Origin of the sequence: Pseudonocardia sp. CA-142604 (genome assembly GCF_050948475.1) — a bacterium.
Classification (GTDB): domain Bacteria; phylum Actinomycetota; class Actinomycetes; order Mycobacteriales; family Pseudonocardiaceae; genus Pseudonocardia; species Pseudonocardia alaniniphila.
Genome location: NZ_CP192045.1, coordinates 8,841,496 through 8,857,752 on the forward strand (window position 1 = coordinate 8,841,496; position 16,257 = coordinate 8,857,752).

Sequence of the window (16,257 nt, forward strand, 5' to 3'; positions counted from 1 at the left end):
CGCCTGACGCACGAAGGAGTGCATCCACATGGCGAACGACACGTCCCCCGGCGGCGGAACCGCCACGGTGCCGGACACCGGGGCCACGGGCTTCGAGGAGCGCCGCACGGAGTCACCACTCCAGCGCATCCAGCACGTCCTGCACGCCAACCCGATCCTCGGCCCGCTCGCGGTGCTGGTGCTGGCGATCATCGTGTTCTCGATCGTCAGCGGCCGGTTCCTCTCGGCGACGAACCTCGGACTCGTGCTCGCCCAGGTCACCGTCATCGCCGTGCTGGCACTGGGGCAGACCCTGATCATCCTCACCGCGGGCATCGACCTCTCGGCCGGCGCGATCGCGGTGTTCTCCTCGATCCTGATGGCGAACATCGCCACCGACCTCGGCGTTCCCGGGGCGCTCGCACTGATCATCGGCCTCGTGCTCGGCACCGCGATGGGGGCGATCAACGGCCTGCTCGTCACGCGGCTGAAGCTGCCGCCGTTCATCGTCACGCTCGGCACGTTGAGCATCTTCTTCTCGCTCAACTCGGTGGTGTCGCAGAGCGAGACCGTGCGTGGCACGGACATGCCGTCGATCATGACCTGGACGGGCAACACGTTCGGCATCGGCGGCTTCCGCATCACCTACGGCTCGATCATCATGCTGCTGCTCTTCGCGGTGTTCTGGTACGCGCTCGCCAACACCGCGTGGGGCCGGCACGTCTATGCAACCGGTGACGACATCGAGGCCGCACGCCTGGCCGGCATCCGCACCGGCCACGTGCTGTTCTCGGTGTACACGGTGGCCGGGCTGCTCTACGCGATCGGCGCCTGGATCCTCATGGGGCGCCTCGCCTCGGCAAGCCCCAACGTCGGGGTCGAGTACAACCTCGACTCCATCACCGCCGTGGTCCTCGGCGGCACGAGCCTGTTCGGCGGGCGCGGGCTGGTGCTCGGCACGTTGGTCGGTGCGCTCATCGTCGGCGTCTTCCGCAACGGGCTGCAGCTCGGTGGTGTGGACGTCGTGTGGCAGGGGTGCGCGATCGGCCTCCTCGTGCTCATCGCGGTCTCCATCGACCAGTGGATCCGGAAGGTGAAGGCATGAGCGAGCGTGCGAGCGAATCATCAGCGCAGAGCGAGCGTGCGAGCGAATCATCAGCGCAGAGCGCGCTTGCCGGCGGATCACCCGCGGACACGCACCCGGGGAAGGCACCGCCACGCCTGCCGGTGTTGCAGGCAAAAGGCCTGGTCAAGCGGTACGGGATGGTCACGGCCATCGCCAGCGGCGACCTCGAGCTGTACGCCGGGGAGATCCTCGCGGTGATCGGCGACAACGGCGCGGGCAAGACCAGCCTCATCAAGGCGCTGTGCGGGGCGATCATCCCCGACAGCGGCGAGATCTTCCTCGACGGCAAGCAGGTGCACTTCAAGACGCCGATGGACGCCCGGCTGGCAGGCATCGAGACCGTGTACCAGTCGCTTGCCGTCTCGCCCGGGCTCGACATCGCCGACAACCTCTTCCTCGGCCGCGAGGTGCGCAAGCCCGGCATCCTCGGCTCGGTGTTCCGCATGCTGGACCGCAAGAAGATGCGGGAAGAGGCCCAGCGGCACATGAGCGAGCTGGGGATCGCCACGCTGCAGAACATCGGGCAGGCCGTGGAAAGCCTGTCCGGCGGGCAGCGGCAGGGTGTGGCCGTGGCCCGCTCGGCGGCGTTCGGGAGCAAGGTCATGATCCTCGACGAGCCGACCGCGGCCCTCGGGGTCAGGGAGAGCAACCGCGTGCTGCAGCTCATCCGCGACGTGCGTGACCGCGGCCTGCCGGTCATCCTGATCAGCCACAACATGCCGCACGTGTTCGAGATCGCCGACCGGATCCACATCCAGCGGCTCGGCAGGCGCGCCACGGTGATCACCCCGCAGTCGCACACGATGTCGGAGGCGGTGGCGTTCATGACGGGGGCCGCGGAGCCGCCGCCATCGGTGGCCTGATGGCCCGTGCGCGGATACGAGCTCCCGCACTCGTATCCGCGCACGCCACGGGTCAGTCGTAGATGCCCGTGACCCACCACCCCCCTTCGCGGGCGAGCAGCAGCAGCGCGACGCCGCCGTCCACGGCGATCTGCATCCTGCTGCCCTCCACTGCATCGGCCACCCACCACCGCTGGCGCAACGGCCAGGGGCCCGCCCATCCCTGCACCACCTGCGGGGTCCCGTCGTCCACCACGAGGCGGTGCGGCGGCGCTGACAACATGTCCGGCGCGGTGAGCCGCACCGGCCTCCCCGTGGCGTCGACCAGCGCCGCGGGAAGGGGCTGCGGGGGCACGGTTGCCGGCGACGGGGCGGGCAACCGCCCCGGCCAGGACGGCGGTGGGTCGGGCACCGCGGGACGACCGGTGCTGCGCCGCGGGGCGGGGACCCGGCGTCGCCGGTTGGTAGTGCGCCCCTTCCCCTCCTCGGCGGCCACGTCGGCAGCGGAGACCCGCCCGGTGAGCCGCACCATGTCCTCCGGCCATCCCGCCGGCGCCGCGGAACGCCAGGAGTCGGCGACGGCGCCGACCTGCTGCGTCGGATCCGTGGGCACGACGTCCGCACCGGCAGCAGGCGGTGCTCCCCGCGGCTGTCCCGTATCCGCCTGCGGGGGCAGCTCGGTGGGGATCGCGCCCGGCCTGGCCGCCCCTCGCGCCGGGCCCGTCGCCCGCGCACCCGCCTGGGACGCCGGGCCTGCCCCTCCGACCTCGCCGGTGGCCAGGGGCGACGGCGGCATCGGCCCGGAGTCGAGCCTCCGATCGTCGCCCCAGGGCACCAGCCGCACCTGCTCGGCAGGATCTCGCCCACCCACCAGCACCGCGGTGAACACCGACTCCGGCCCCAGGAGCGCCTGTACCCGCACCAGCGCCCGCCCGGCCCGTTCGTCGGTCTCCCCGACGTCGCCCCACAACCCGAGCTGAAGCGCCCCGGCGGTGACCGTCTCCTCCGGCACCAGCCACAACCGGCACACCGCGCCCGGGCCGTCGACGCTCGTGGTGCGTGAGCGGGTGAGCCAGGCGTCGAGCTGCCAGCGCACCCGGTCGACGGTGCCGGACGGCGTGAGCGGCTCGGCGCAGCGCCAGATCCGGTGCAGCTCCTCCCCCGACACGGTGCGGGCGGCGACGCCCAGCCGCGTGCAGGAGAGCCCGTGGCCTGCCAGAGCGCGGTGCAGCCGCTCGGCCAGACCGCGGGCCGCGAAGGCAGCGGCGTCGACGCGATCGACGGGTGGGTCCAGCTCGATCTCCACCGCGAGCTCCTCCGGCGGTGTGCGCCGCACCGGCGGACGGGGGTCGAGCCCGCGGGCGAGCCGGTGGCAGAGCACGGCGTCGGCGCCGAACCGGGAAGCGACGTCCTCGGCGTCGAGCTCCGCGAGCGCCCCCAGGCTGCGCAGTCCGAGCCGGCGCAGCAGCCCGACCAGTTCGGAACGGTCGACGTCGGGCTCGCGGTCCAGCTCCTCGACGCCGAGCGGGGCGAGGAACGCCGGGGTGTCGCCCGGCGCGACAGCCAAGCCGCGGCGCGCCGCGAGCACCGCGGCGAACAGCCCGTCGGCCACGCCCACCTGGCACTCCACGCCGGTGCGTGCAGCAACCTGGTCGACCAGCTTCTCCGCGGCCGCCTGCTCGCCCCCGAACCACCCGACCGGACCCTGCGCCGCCAGCGCCACCAGCCCCGGCCGCACGACCTCCACCCCCGGTGCGAGCTCCTCGGCCGCGGCCACGACCGGTTCGAAGGCCCGGGCGTCACGGTCGGGGTCGCGCTCCAGCACGACCAGCTCCGGGCACCGGGCCTGCGCCTCTCGCCGTCGCAGGCCACGGCGCACCCCGTGGGCGCGGGCGACCGCTGAGCAAGCCAGCACCCGATTGGCCACGACCACAGCCGCCGGCCGGTGCGGAGGGACGTGGGCGGCCATGGCCGCGGCCGTGACCGGCCAGTCGGGCGACCACAGCGCGAGCACCCGCACGACGGACGCGCTCACGACGGGCACCCGCTGCAGCGAGGTAGCGGGCCACCGCGCCTCGCCCCGCCCGCGCCGGTCATCCCGCCGCCCGCTCGTCCGCGACGGTGGCGACCGCGGCCGGCCGCGCAACCTTCTGCCCGGCCTCCGCCACCGCATTCCCCTGCGTCGGCAGCAGCAGCGTCCCCGGACGCGTGCCCGGCGGGACAGCCCGCCCCCGAAGCTGCACCTCGACCCGACGGGAACGCAGCCTGCCCGCGCCGGCATCCAGCCCCCGCCACTGCACGTCGCTGCAGCTCAGCTCCACGTCGGCGCCCGGCCAGGAACCGAGCGCCATCAGCACCGCGCCCCGCTGCCGGGCCCTGGCCGCCAGCCGTTGCCGGTCGGCGGCGCGCACACCGGCGCGGGCCGCGCCCGAGACCGCGACGACGTCCATCCCGTCCAGCAGCGCGATCGTGACCGCCAGCAGATCGGCGCCCGGCTCCGGCACCAGCGCCAGCCGCTCCAGCTGCACCCCCGCCTCGGCGGCGGCCAGGAGCCCGAGCCCCGGCCTGCCGACGACCCCCACCCACGCCCCGCCCGCGGAGGCCTCGGTAAGCAGCGCGAACAGCAGCGAAGTGGCACCGGGAACGGCGGGGAGCGCGACCGTGGACCCTCGCCGCAGCCCCCCGGCGGGCAGGAGCCGGGCCAGCGGTTCGGCAACCGGCAGCACCCCACCGTCCGACTCGGTGACGGGGGCAGGCCGAACACTCCCCGAACGCCCCTCCAGGCGACGCAACAGACCCCGGGCGAGCTCCAACCGGCTCCCGTGATCGGGCCGGGGAGCCCGCGTCGTCGTGACGGTGGCCGCAGCTTCAGGCACACATGCCTCCCCAGGGGTCACGCCGCGGGGAAGTCGGCGATCATCATCGAACGTACGTTCGAAGCTTAGTCGTTCCCGCTGGTCACGCTCAACCCCGGCCCCCACAGCTCACCCGTTGGATAGACCCCGCCCCGGGCGAGCGCGCCGCTCGTACCCGCCTCGGCCTGCGGGCCCTGCCGCCGCCGGTGCAGATCGTCGGCCGAAAACAGCTGGACCCCGCCGATAACGTCGTCTGCGTGGGTTACGGCTACTGCATAAAGCTGCGCCGCGTCTCTCGGACGCCGCGCCGCTGACTCTCGCCCCGCCGACACCCGGGGCTGCTCCGCGCGCCGTCCGATCCGGATCCCTTCCCGATCGACGCGAAGCGCAGGTCACCCATGCCCTCGTCCACCCATCACCGTTCCTTCGGCGGCCGTCATGAGCTCGGCCAGAACTTCCTCGCCGACCGGCGGGTAGCCGCCCGCATCGCCGGCCTGGTTCCGCCGGGCGCGATCCTCGAGCTCGGCCCGGGCGACGGAGCCCTGACGCGGCATCTGGCCGCCCGTCCGGGCCTCGTCACCGCCGTCGAGCTGGACCCGGTACGTGTTGCCGCCCTCCGCCGCTCTCTCGGTCACCGCGTCCACGTCGTCCACGACGACATGCTGCGGTTCCGCTTCGACGGCGAGCACCACGTCGTGTCCAACGTGCCCTTCGGCATCACCACCCCCCTCCTGCGCCACCTCCTCGCGCAACGGGACTGGATCACCGCCGTGCTGCTGCTTCAGTGGGAGGTCGCACGCAAGCGTGCCGCGGTAGGCGGCACGACGCTCCTCACCGCGAGCTGGTGGCCGTGGTACGAGTTCGGGCTCGCCGGACGAGTGCCGGCCGCCGCGTTCCGGCCACGTCCCGGAGTGGACGGCGGGATCCTCGTCGTCACGCGCCGGGACCGTGAGCTGGTTGCCCGGGCGGACCGCGCTCGCTACCAGCAGCTGGTCCGGACGACGTTCAGCGGCGACCGGCTGGTCACGACCCTGCGGCGGGCACACCCTGCGATCCGAACGTGGCTCGCGAGGCAGGGACTGGACACCTCGACGCGACCACGCGACCTCACCGCGCAACACTGGGCGTCGCTCTTCGGGAGCATGCCACGCCCCTGACCTCAGGCCGGTGCTGCGGAGGCCGAGCCAACGGAATCCGCCTCGGCCTCCGCAGCACCGAGGTCACGCTGGGCAGAGGCAACCGCTCCGAGATCCGGCTTTTCGCCCCTGAGAGGGCGCACAACCTCATCTCACGGCGATCTTGGCGGGCCGCCCGCCTCGCCTGATCAGCGCGGCCGCGGGCGTCAGTGCGCGAAGTGGCGCGTGCCCGTCAGGTAGAGGGCGATGCCGGCCTTGGCCGCCGCCTCCGTCGACAGGTTGTCGCGCACCGAGCCGCCCGGCTGCACGACCGCCCGCACGCCCGCCTCGAGCAACACCTCGAGCCCGTCGGGGAACGGGAAGTAGGCGTCGGAGGCGGCCACCGAGCCGCGAGCGCGGTCGCCCGCCCGAGCCACCGCCAACCGGGCCGCGTCCACGCGGTTGACCTGCCCCATCCCGACCCCGACGGAAGCGCCCCCGGAGGCGAGCAGGATGGCGTTCGACTTCACGGAGCGGCACGCGCGCCAGGCGAACGCGAGGTCGGCCAGCACGTCGCCGGGCACCGGGTCGCCGGTGGCGAGGGTCCAGGTGGAGGGGTCGTCGCCCGGCGCGTCGAGGATGTCGCGCTGCTGCAGCAGCAGCCCTCCGGAGATCGGGCGCATCTCGGCACCCGCCCGGTCCGGCGCGACCGGCAGCCGCAGCACGCGGATGTTCTTCCTGCCGGTGAGCACCTCGAGCGCTCCGTCGGCGTACGACGGCGCCAGGAGGACCTCGGTGAACACCTCGGCCACCTGCTCCGCCATCTCCACGCTCACCTCGCGGTTCACCGCGATCACGCCGCCGTAGGCGCTGACGGGGTCGGTGGCGTGGGCCTTGCGGTGGGCGTCGGCGATGTCGGTGCCGAGGGCGATGCCGCACGGGTTGGCGTGCTTGATGATCGCGACGCAGGGCTGGTCGTGGTCGTGGGCGGCGCGCCACGCGGCGTCGGCGTCGGCGTAGTTGTTGTAGGACATCTCCTTGCCGTGCAGCTGCTCCGCAGCGGCGAGCCCGGGCTGCCCCGAGACGTACAGCGCGGCGCTCTGGTGCGGGTTCTCGCCATAGCGAAGCGTGGCGGCACGCTCCCAGGAGGCCCCGACCCAGGACGGGAACACACCGGCCTCGGGGTCGGGCGCGAGGACGTTGCCCATCCAGGACGCCACCGCGATGTCGTAGGTGGCGGTGTGCCGGAACGCCGCCACGGCGAGCAGCCGCCGCTCGGCGAGCTCGAAGCCGCCGTTCTTCACCTGCTCGAGCACCCAGTCGTAGCGGGCGGGCTCGACGACGACGGCCACGCTGTCGTGGTTCTTCGCCGCTGCCCGGACCATCGCGGGCCCACCGATGTCGATCTGCTCCACGCATTCGGCAGGCGTGGCGCCCGACGCGACCGTCTCCGTGAACGGGTAGAGGTTCGACACCAGCAGGTCGAACGGAGCGATGTCGAGCTCTCTGAGCTGCTCGACGTGCTCAGGGCGCCGCGTGTCGGCGAGCAGCCCGGCGTGGACCCGGGGGTGCAGGGTCTTGACCCGGCCGTCGAGGCACTCCGGGAAGCCGGTGAGCTCCTCGACCGGTGTGACGGGCACGCCGGCGTCGGCGACGCGCTGCGCGGTGGAGCCGGTGGACACGATCTCGACACCGAGCGAGTGGAGGCCGGTGGCCAGGTCCGCCACGCCCGTCTTGTCATAGACGCTGATCAGCGCCCGTCGTACGGGACGACGAGCAGGGGTCTCGGCGGAGCTCACGGGATGGTCACCTCTCGTCCGGTCACGGTGGCTCCCTGCCGGGCCAGCGCGGCGACGGTGCTCACGAGCAACCGCCGCTCCTCGATCTTGATTCGTTCGTGCAGCGAGTCGACGCTGTCCCCAGGTTCGACGGGAACCGCGGCCTGCGCCAGCACCGGTCCCGTGTCGACCCTGTCGTCCACGATGTGCAGGGTGGCCCCGGTGACCTTGACGCCGTACGCGAGCGCGTCGGCCACCCCGCGGGTGCCGGGGAAAGCGGGGAGCAGCGCGGGGTGGGTGTTGATCATCGGGCTGGCGATGCTGCCGAGAAAATCCGGACCGAGGATCTTCATGAATCCGGCGCTGACCACGAGGTCGGGACGATGCTCGGCGACGGCTTTGGCCATCGCGGCGTCCCACGCGCCACGGTCGGCGTGGTCGGCCAAGCGCACCGTGAACGTGGGTACACCGGCGCGCTCGGCGCGGGCCAGCCCCTCGATACCGCCACGGTCCGCCCCGACGGCGACCACGCGGGCCGGGTAGGTGCTGTCGGCCGCGGCGTCGAGGAGCGCCTGCAACAGCGTGCCGGAGCCGGAGACCAGGACGACCACACGGGCCGGAACGGGGAGCTCCACCCGGTAGGTACCGCTCGGCGATGCGGGCAAGCGCTGACTCCTCGGCAGGACGGCGATCGGGTGACAACCTCCAGGGTAGGCCGCGGCGCAGGTCACACCGCCTCCGGAGGGCACCACGGGGTGCACACCGCGCCCCACCGTCGACGTGCGCCGCCCGGCCGCACGTCGAGCAACGCGCAGCACCGCAGCCCGGAACCCTACGGATCCGGAAGCGGGACGACAGGAACGAGCTCAGCCCTCGTCAGACGGGTCGTCGGAGCCCCGGTTCTTGTCCTCCGCCGCCGCCCGCCGGGCCGCCTCCCGCTCGCGCTGAGCAACGAGCTCCCCGACCGTGCGCGGGCCCCGCGGACCGGGAGCAGGCTGCTCCGAGGTGTCGTCGGGGGCAGGCTCCCGATCCGGGGCGTCGGACTGCTGCCCCTTGCTCCACCAGCGCTTCTTCTCAGGCCCGTCGGCAGCGCCGGCATCGCGCCGGCCGGGGATCTCGCGGCCCCGCCTGCGCTCCGGGCGCTTCGCGGTGCGCGCCGGTGGCACCCGGCGCGGGCCCACCCGCTGGGGCAGGGCTCGTTGCGGCGCGGGCTCCTCGTCGGTCCGGGCGTCTCCGCGCCGTTGCGTGGCGGCCTCGTCCCGTTCGGTGTCGCCGTTGTCGGCTTCCTCACCGTCGGACGCGGACACCTCGCTCGCAGCATCCCCGTCCGGAGGGTCCTCGTCCTCCCGGTCCTCGTCACGGACGCCCGCCTCGTCGGCCGCGGCCTCGTCCCCGTCCTTCCCCACCGGCTCGTCCTCGGCGGTCTCGGTCTCCGTCCGGGCCGGTTCCTCGTCCTTCGCGGCGACGTCCTGGGCATCCGTGGTCTCGGACTTGACCGGTGCGTGCCCGCGCTGCTCGGGCTTCGGCTGCGCAGACGCCGCACGCGCCCGGCCCCGCCCGGCGTCGTCGGCGTGCGCTTCTTCCGTCCCTTCAGACTCGTCCCGGCGGCTTCGGATCAGCGCCACGACCACCATCGGCAGCCCGACCCAGAGCAGGACAGCGGGCACCACCAGCTCACCGGAGAGCCGCACCGGGTCGAACGGCCCCGCACCCAGCCTCCCCCCGGCCAGCCACGCCAGCAGCCCGGCGACGAGCGCGGTGGCGACGGCTGTCGCACCGACGGCGCGCAACCGGTCGGCGGCAGCTGCCGTGGTGACGCAGGCGCGTCCGGCCAGCACCCCCACGGCCACGGGCAGGACGAACGCCGCGGCGACCCACACGGGTGGCGCGGACGTCGGGAGGGCGGCCAGCAGCGGGAAGTTCGACCGCTCTCCCGGATACGCGGCGAGCGGGGTGGTGACGCCCGTGCCGACCGCGATCCCGGGGCCGAGCACCCAGCTCATCCCGGCGACGACGGCGTTGGGCAGGTACGCGAGCGCGAGCAGCGTGAGGCCTATGCCCGCGCCGAAACCGGGGGCGAGCGTCTCGTACGCGGCGGCGATATGCCCCGCACCCAGCACCAGACCGGCGAAGAGGGCCACGGAACCGGCGAGCACCAGCCCGGTGAGCGCGACCGCGGTGCCACGCAGCGCCGGCCGGAACCAGCTGGGAAGGCGCGCAAGCCATTCCGCGGGCACCCCACAGGCCCGTACCACCCCGACGGCCGCGGCCGCGGCTGCGACGAGACCGCCCCCGACCATCGCGGACCACGGCGTCACGGCCACCTCGGCGGCACGCGGGAGCAACGCGCTGCCCAGCACGGCGACCGAGGCATGTGCCCCGGCGATGCTGGCGAGCACCGCTCCGGCGTCCGAACGGAAACGACACCCGAGCCGCCGCGCCGCCCACTTCGCCCCGACAGCGATGACCACGGCGACCACGGCCGTCGGTAGCAGGGGCAGCACGCTGAGCGGCTGGCCGCCAAGCGTGAGCGGGATCTGGTGCGCGGCCAGCCACAGCGGGATCGCGGCGGCGAACGCCCCGTCGAGTGTCAGGCTGCCGTCGCCCGTCGCGATGACGAAGGCCCCAGCCGGCACCAGCAGCGCGTAGCTGAAGATGACCGTGCCCATGGCGCCGGCCAGCAGCAGGCGCAGGCGGTCCAGGCCCGCGACGCCGCCGGGATCCGGAAGGTCGTTCGGACCGTCCGGATCCGGGTCGGTTCCAGGGCCGGCGAGTGTGCGGGTCACCGCACCAGGGTCTCAGCGGCATGCCGCCCGAACGGACAGGCACGCCGGGAGCGCTCGGCGCGATCCACTGTCGGTGGACCGGCCGCAGCGCCGACCGTCAGTTGGGCGGCCGCTCGCCGGGCTGGATGAAGCGGGTCTGCTCGACGGGCCCGTCATCCGGGTCGGACGTGTCACCGCGCTGCTCGTGACGTCCCTCCGCCGACGGCTCCTTCCACGGCTGCGCAGCGGACTCGCTCTGCGGGTACGCCGAGGTGACGTCGGAGGCGCCGGGCGCAGCGGCCGGGGTGCCGGGCGACGACGGCGTGTCGGCCCCGGCGTCAGGGGCGCCACCGCCTCCGTACCAGCTGGGACCGCCTCCGGGCCGGGCACCGGGCTCGGGCTGGCCGGGCGCCTGGTGGCCCCAGCCACCCTGGGCGGGAGGCTGCTGGCCCTGGCCGTAGCCGGGCTGGCCGGCGTAGCCCTGCTGGCCGTACCCGGGCTGCTGGGCACCGTAGGGCGCCTGCTGCCCGTAGCCGGGCTGCTGGCCGCTGTAGCCGCCCTGCGGGCCGTAGCCGCCCTGGGCGGCCCCGTACTGCCCGTACTGACCCTGCTGGCCGTACCCCTGCGGGTACTGACCGCCGCCGTAGCTCTGCTGCTGTTGCTGTTGCGGGTAGCTCGGCGCCTGGCGCGGCCGGGGCGCCGGAGCCTTGACGAGGTCGGCGTCGAGCAGCACCGCGCCGACGACGGCCGCGGTCTCCAGGATCGCGAGCACCAGCACGACCACCGCGGTGGTGGACGAGGCGCCGGTCGCTACGAGCTGCAGGACCAGCAGGGTGCCGGTGGCCACCGCGACAGCGGCGGGCACGAGCACGCGTCCGACCTTCGGCAGCAAGGCCGCGCCGGCCAGCAGACCGCCGCCCACCAGAAGTGGCGCGATGACCGATGCGGCGAAACCCACCTCGTCGAAGAAGCCGAGCAGGTAGATCACCACACCCAGACCTGCCGCGACGAGCGCGAGCAGCCGCGCCGGGCCGGGCGCGAGCTGAGGCTCGGCCGCGGGGGCCGTCCGGCCGGCCGGCTCCGCGGCCGACGTCGCCGACGACTCGGCCGACGTCGACCCTGTAGCCGTGGCCGGGGGCGACCCCGCTGGCGACGAGACGCCGTGGGCCGGTGTCCCGGGTGTCCCGGGCTGCTGACTCATGAAACGAACTCCCTCGGTGCGGACCCGCGGTCCGTCGCAGGTGATGGCTCGAAACGCTAGCTCATGTCGGCGACGAAGGCGGGATGGGAAGTTCGCCCAGGTCCGCCGCCGGAGAGCTGCGTTCCGCGACCGGAACGCATGCTCCCCGGATCTGTTCCTGGTGTCGAGGAAACGAGGTTGTCTTACCCGCCTCCAGCGGCCCAGGCGGCGCCTCGCGGCGTTGTCGTCGGCGCCGATACGACAGCGGTATCGGCGCCTCCTCCGCCTTGCGATGCATCCGGCTGGACACCGGATCCGGGCAAGGAACCCCGTTTCCGCGACACTAGCGCGCGGCGATGAGCTCCCGCATGAGTGCGGCCGTCTCGCTGGGGGTCTTGCCGACCTTGACGCCCGCGGCCTCCAGGGCCTCCTTCTTGGCCTGCGCGGTGCCGGCGGAGCCGGACACGATGGCGCCGGCGTGGCCCATGGTCTTGCCCTCCGGGGCGGTGAAGCCTGCGACGTAGCCGACCACGGGCTTGCGCACGTTGGCCTTGATGAAGTCGGCCGCCCGCTCCTCGGCGTCGCCGCCGATCTCGCCGATCATCACGATCGCGGCGGTGTCGGGGTCGGCCTCGAACGCGGCGAGCGCGTCGATGTGGGTGGTGCCGATCACCGGGTCACCACCGATACCGATCGCGGTGGAGAAACCGATCTCCCGCAGCTCGTACATCATCTGATAGGTCAGCGTGCCCGACTTGGACACGAGCCCGATGGGGCCCTCGCCTGCGATGTCGGCCGGGATGATGCCCGCGTTGGACTTGCCGGGGCTGATGATTCCCGGGCAGTTCGGGCCGATGATCCGGGTGTGGTTGCCCTTCGCTACCGCGTGTGCCCAGAAGTAGGCCGAGTCGTGTACCGGGATGCCCTCGGTGATGACGACCGCGAGGCCGATCTCGGCGTCGATCGCCTCGATCACCGCGTCCTTGGCGAAACGCGGGGGGACGAACACGACGCTGACATCGGCGCCGGTCTCCTTCATGGCCTCCTCGACCGTGCCGAACACGGTGAGGTCCTTCCCGCCGATCGACACGCTGGTGCCGGCCTTGCGCGCGTTCACGCCGCCGACGATGTTCGTGCCCGCGGCCAGCATCTTCGCGGTGTGCTTGGTGCCCTCGGAGCCGGTGATGCCCTGCACGATGACCCGGCTGTTCTCGTTGAGGAAGATCGACATGTTCAGGCTCCCGAAGCCGCAAGCTGAGCGGCGCGATCGGCCGCGTTGTCCATCGTGTCCACCTGGGTGACCAGTGGGTGGTTCGCCTCGTCGAGGATCCGGCGGCCCTCGAGCACGTTGTTGCCGTCCAGCCGCACGACCAGCGGCTTGGTCGCCGAGTCGCCGAGGATCTTCAGCGCCTCGACGATGCCGTTCGCGACCGCGTCGCAGGCCGTGATGCCACCGAAGACGTTCACGAACACGCTCTTGACGTCCGGGTCGCCCAGGATGACGTCCAGCCCGGCGGCCATGACCTCGGCCGAGGCGCCGCCGCCGATGTCGAGGAAGTTGGCCGGCTTCACGCCGCCGTGCTTCTCACCCGCGTAGGCCACGACGTCCAGGGTCGACATGACCAAGCCCGCGCCGTTGCCGATGATGCCGACCTCGCCGTCGAGCTTGACGTAGTTGAGGTCCTTGGCCTTGGCCTTCGCTTCCAGCGGGTCCTCGGTGCGCTTGTCCACCAGGTCGGCGTGGCCCGGGTGCCGGAAGCCGGCGTTCTCGTCGAGCGTGACCTTCCCGTCCAGGGCGACGATGTTGCCCTGAGGGTCACGGACGAGGGGGTTGACCTCCACCAGGGTGGCGTCCTCGGAGACGAAGGTCTCCCACAGCTTCACGATTGCATCCGCGGCCTGGTCGGCGACCTCGGCCGGGATCTTCCCCTGCGCCACGATCTCGTCCGCCTTGGCCCGGTCGACGCCCGCGATCGGGTCCACGGGGATGCGCGCCAGCGCCTCCGGACGCTCCACGGCGAGCTGCTCGATCTCCATGCCGCCTTCGGCGGAGCACATGGCGAGGAACGTGCGGTTCGACCGGTCGAGCAGGAAGGAGAAGTAGTACTCCTCGGCGATGTCACTCGCCTCGGTCACGAGCACGCGGTGCACCGTGTGGCCCTTGATGTCCATGCCGAGGATCGCCTCGGCCCTCTCCTTGGCCTCCTCCGGCGTCTTGGCCAGCTTCACGCCGCCCGCCTTGCCGCGCCCGCCCGTCTTCACCTGGGCCTTGACGACGACGGCCGTGCCGAGCTGGGACGCCGCCGACTGCGCCTCCTCGGGTGTCTCCACCGTCCGACCCGGCAGAACCGGGACTCCGTGGGCGGCGAAGAGGTCCTTCGCCTGGTACTCGTACAGGTCCACTGGCTCTCCTCAGAATCCCCACTGCGCTGGTCCGCGGCGGGCCTGGAGCCCGCGGAACCCCTGCTAGGGCGACCCTAGCGACGCCGTTCGAGCCGCCCCTGTGCTGCCCTGGTGACCGCAGTCACCCCTGCCCCCGGAATCGGTTCGGTGCTCCGATGCACGATCCGGGACCGGCGCTTTCGGCATCCGTCACCTACCGTCGTTCTATGGCGTTCGTCCACGCTGGACTGGACCGCCTGGCCACGATGGCCGCGGCGGCACAGACGACCGCGCTGGAACTCGGTCGAGCGGGCGCCTACGTCGCACGTACGTTCTGCGTTCCGGCCGGGCTGCGCGGCCTCGCCATCGAGTGGGCGTGGGCCGCCGCCCACATGGTGGTCTACCCCGCGGGGCTCCTGCGTGAGCAGCTCGTCGAACCCAGCGGTTACCGCACCGACTCGCTCCCCCCGGCGCGGCGCAGCCTGATGGTCACCGACCTCGAGGCGGCGGGCACTCCGATTCTGCTGGTCCACGGCATCATGGACAACAGGTCGGTGTTCACCCTCTTCCGCAGGTCCCTGCGCCGGCGCGGCTTCGGAGCCGTACACGCGGTGAACTACAGCCTCTTCACCGGCGACATCCGCACCGCGGCCCACCAGCTGCGGACCCATGTGGAGCAGCTGCGCGAGCTCACCGGCGCCGACAAGGTGCACATCGTCGGCCACTCGCTGGGCGGGATGATCGCGCGCTACTACGTCCAGCGGATGGGTGGCTCGGCCGCCGTCGACACGCTCGTGACGCTCGGGAGCCCGCATCGCGGCACGCTGACCGCACATCTGATGCCGACCCCGCTGGGCCGCCAGCTGCGGCCCGGCTCGGAGCTGCTCGGGGAGCTCGCCCGCCCGTCGCCGGGGTGCTCCACCCGGTTCCTCGTGGTGTGGAGCCGGCTCGACCAGATGGTCGTGCCCCAACGAAACGGTCGCCTGATACATCCGGACCTCGACGTAGAAGAGCTCGAACTACGTGATGTCGGTCACTTGTCGATGCCGATCGATGCGCGAACGCTGCACTGGGTAGCCGACGCGCTCACTCGTTCGGACCACCGTTATTACCGGGAGAGCCGAGGTCAAGAGCGCCCGAAGCCCCTGACGGACACGCTCGGTGAGCCTGCGTCCCCCGCGTCCTGATAGCGCCCGCATCAACGTCCGACACGCCGCGTCAGATTTGCCCGATGCCCACGCCCCCGCTACGTTTCGCGACGTCCGAGTCACGGAGCGGTCACGACAGCAACAGCGGCGACCCCGATCGCCGCTGAGGGATCCCCAGCCCACGCGGTCGCGACCGGCATGGATGCACCGGTTATTCGTCGAGAAGGGCAGGACTTGGCGCGCCACCGCTCCCCGAGCGGCGCCCAGGCGGACAACCCCGATCGTGCGACGCGCCAGCGTGTCGTCGCGGTCCCGAGCGGGCACCGTCTTCCGGCGCCACCCGCCGCATCCCTGCGCGGGCGGGCCACCGTCGCGGCCGTCGCCGCAGGCGCGGTCGTCGCGGCAGGACAGACCTTGGTGTCGCCCCTCAGCACCGTCGCCCCGCAGGCCGTCAGCGCGCTGGTGCCCGTCGCCGACGTCACCGAGGTCAGCACCCCGAACGCCGCTGTCGACGCCATCGGTGGCGACCAGCTGCTCCCCGACCAGTTCACGCTGACGCAGCTGGACCCCGCCTCCCAGGTCGACGTCCAGAACCTCGCGAAGGCCGTCGACCTCGGCCGCGAGCTCGCCCGCCAGGCGGCGATCATCAAGTCAGCGCTGTCCCACGGCGCCTCCGAGGCCCACCTCTACGGCGATCTCGCGTTCGTACGCCCCGCCGTCGGCCGCCTCACGTCGATGTTCGGAGCCCGGTGGGGCACGTCCCACTTCGGCATCGACATCGCAGGCCCCATCGGCACCCCGATCTACGCCCTCACCGACGGCGTTGTCGAGGAAGCCGGCCCGGCCACCGGCTTCGGCCTCTGGGTCGTGCTGCGCCACACCGACGGCAGCCAGAGCGTGTACGGCCACGTCAACCGCATGTTCGTGGACAAGGGCGAGAAGGTGGAGGCCGGCGAGGAGATCGCCGAGATCGGCAACCGCGGCTACTCCACCGGCCCGCACCTGCACCTGGAGATCTGGGACGAGGACGGCTCGAAGATCAACCCGATCCCCTGGCTGCGCAAGCGGGGCATCGACTTCTAGCTCT

General features: G+C 72.7%; 13 protein-coding genes. 5 read left to right on the top strand and 8 right to left on the bottom strand.

The genetic code is table 11. The annotated features are described in order from the left end of the window. The first annotated feature begins 28 nt into the window (after window positions 1-28). Window positions 29-1,084: an ABC transporter permease gene (locus ACQPZQ_RS40145; protein WP_433289732.1), complete on the top strand. Its 1,056-nt coding sequence runs from the start codon at window positions 29-31 to the stop codon at window positions 1,082-1,084. Between the two features lie 158 nt (window positions 1,085-1,242). Further along, window positions 1,243-1,968, top strand: coding sequence for an ATP-binding cassette domain-containing protein (locus ACQPZQ_RS40150; RefSeq protein ID WP_433299609.1), 726 nt, complete (start codon window positions 1,243-1,245; stop codon window positions 1,966-1,968). Window positions 1,969-2,020: 52 nt separating this feature from the next. Here ACQPZQ_RS40150 and ACQPZQ_RS40155 read toward each other — a convergent pair whose 3' ends face one another. Beyond that, window positions 2,021-3,982: a DNA polymerase Y family protein gene (locus ACQPZQ_RS40155; protein WP_433289733.1), complete on the bottom strand. Its 1,962-nt coding sequence runs from the start codon at window positions 3,980-3,982 to the stop codon at window positions 2,021-2,023. Between the two features lie 58 nt (window positions 3,983-4,040). Further along, window positions 4,041-4,823 carry a hypothetical protein gene (locus tag ACQPZQ_RS40160; RefSeq protein ID WP_433289734.1) on the bottom strand — a complete coding sequence of 261 codons (783 nt, stop codon included), beginning with the start codon at window positions 4,821-4,823 and terminating at the stop codon, window positions 4,041-4,043. A gap of 377 nt (window positions 4,824-5,200) precedes the next feature. Between ACQPZQ_RS40160 and erm the strand changes: the two genes are divergently transcribed. Further along, on the top strand, window positions 5,201-5,959 hold the full coding sequence (gene erm / locus ACQPZQ_RS40165) for a 23S ribosomal RNA methyltransferase Erm (protein ID WP_433289735.1): 759 nt from the start codon (window positions 5,201-5,203) through the stop codon (window positions 5,957-5,959). 185 nt (window positions 5,960-6,144) lie between these two features. Here the strand turns inward: erm and purH are convergent, their stop codons facing one another. From purH to sucC, 6 genes are all read right to left on the bottom strand, one after another. Further along, window positions 6,145-7,716, bottom strand: coding sequence for a bifunctional phosphoribosylaminoimidazolecarboxamide formyltransferase/IMP cyclohydrolase (gene purH, locus ACQPZQ_RS40170; protein WP_433289736.1), 1,572 nt, complete (start codon window positions 7,714-7,716; stop codon window positions 6,145-6,147). Then, window positions 7,713-8,330: a phosphoribosylglycinamide formyltransferase gene (gene purN / locus ACQPZQ_RS40175; RefSeq protein ID WP_433299611.1), complete on the bottom strand. Its 618-nt coding sequence runs from the start codon at window positions 8,328-8,330 to the stop codon at window positions 7,713-7,715. Before purN ends, purH begins: the two co-directional genes overlap by 4 nt. 231 nt (window positions 8,331-8,561) lie before the next feature. Continuing rightward, on the bottom strand, window positions 8,562-10,481 hold the full coding sequence (locus ACQPZQ_RS40180; RefSeq protein WP_433289737.1) for a cell division protein PerM: 1,920 nt from the start codon (window positions 10,479-10,481) through the stop codon (window positions 8,562-8,564). A 97-nt stretch (window positions 10,482-10,578) separates the two neighbouring features. Continuing rightward, window positions 10,579-11,661 carry a DUF5336 domain-containing protein gene (locus tag ACQPZQ_RS40185; protein WP_433289738.1) on the bottom strand — a complete coding sequence of 361 codons (1,083 nt, stop codon included), beginning with the start codon at window positions 11,659-11,661 and terminating at the stop codon, window positions 10,579-10,581. A 322-nt stretch (window positions 11,662-11,983) separates the two neighbouring features. After that, window positions 11,984-12,871, bottom strand: a complete 888-nt coding sequence (sucD, locus tag ACQPZQ_RS40190; protein ID WP_433289739.1) for a succinate--CoA ligase subunit alpha — start codon at window positions 12,869-12,871, stop codon at window positions 11,984-11,986. 2 nt (window positions 12,872-12,873) lie between these two features. Continuing rightward, the gene (gene sucC, locus ACQPZQ_RS40195; RefSeq protein WP_433289740.1) at window positions 12,874-14,043 is read right to left on the bottom strand and encodes an ADP-forming succinate--CoA ligase subunit beta; all 1,170 of its coding nucleotides are present in this window, start codon (window positions 14,041-14,043) and stop codon (window positions 12,874-12,876) included. Window positions 14,044-14,249: 206 nt separating this feature from the next. On the opposite strand from sucC, the gene ACQPZQ_RS40200 reads away from it, so the two are divergent. Together ACQPZQ_RS40200 and ACQPZQ_RS40205 are read left to right on the top strand one after the other, a co-directional pair. Further along, window positions 14,250-15,209: an esterase/lipase family protein gene (locus ACQPZQ_RS40200; protein WP_433289741.1), complete on the top strand. Its 960-nt coding sequence runs from the start codon at window positions 14,250-14,252 to the stop codon at window positions 15,207-15,209. Window positions 15,210-15,404: 195 nt separating this feature from the next. After that, complete coding sequence (locus tag ACQPZQ_RS40205) at window positions 15,405-16,253, top strand: M23 family metallopeptidase (RefSeq protein WP_433289742.1); 849 nt, start codon at window positions 15,405-15,407, stop codon at window positions 16,251-16,253. The last annotated feature ends 4 nt before the right edge of the window (window positions 16,254-16,257 follow it).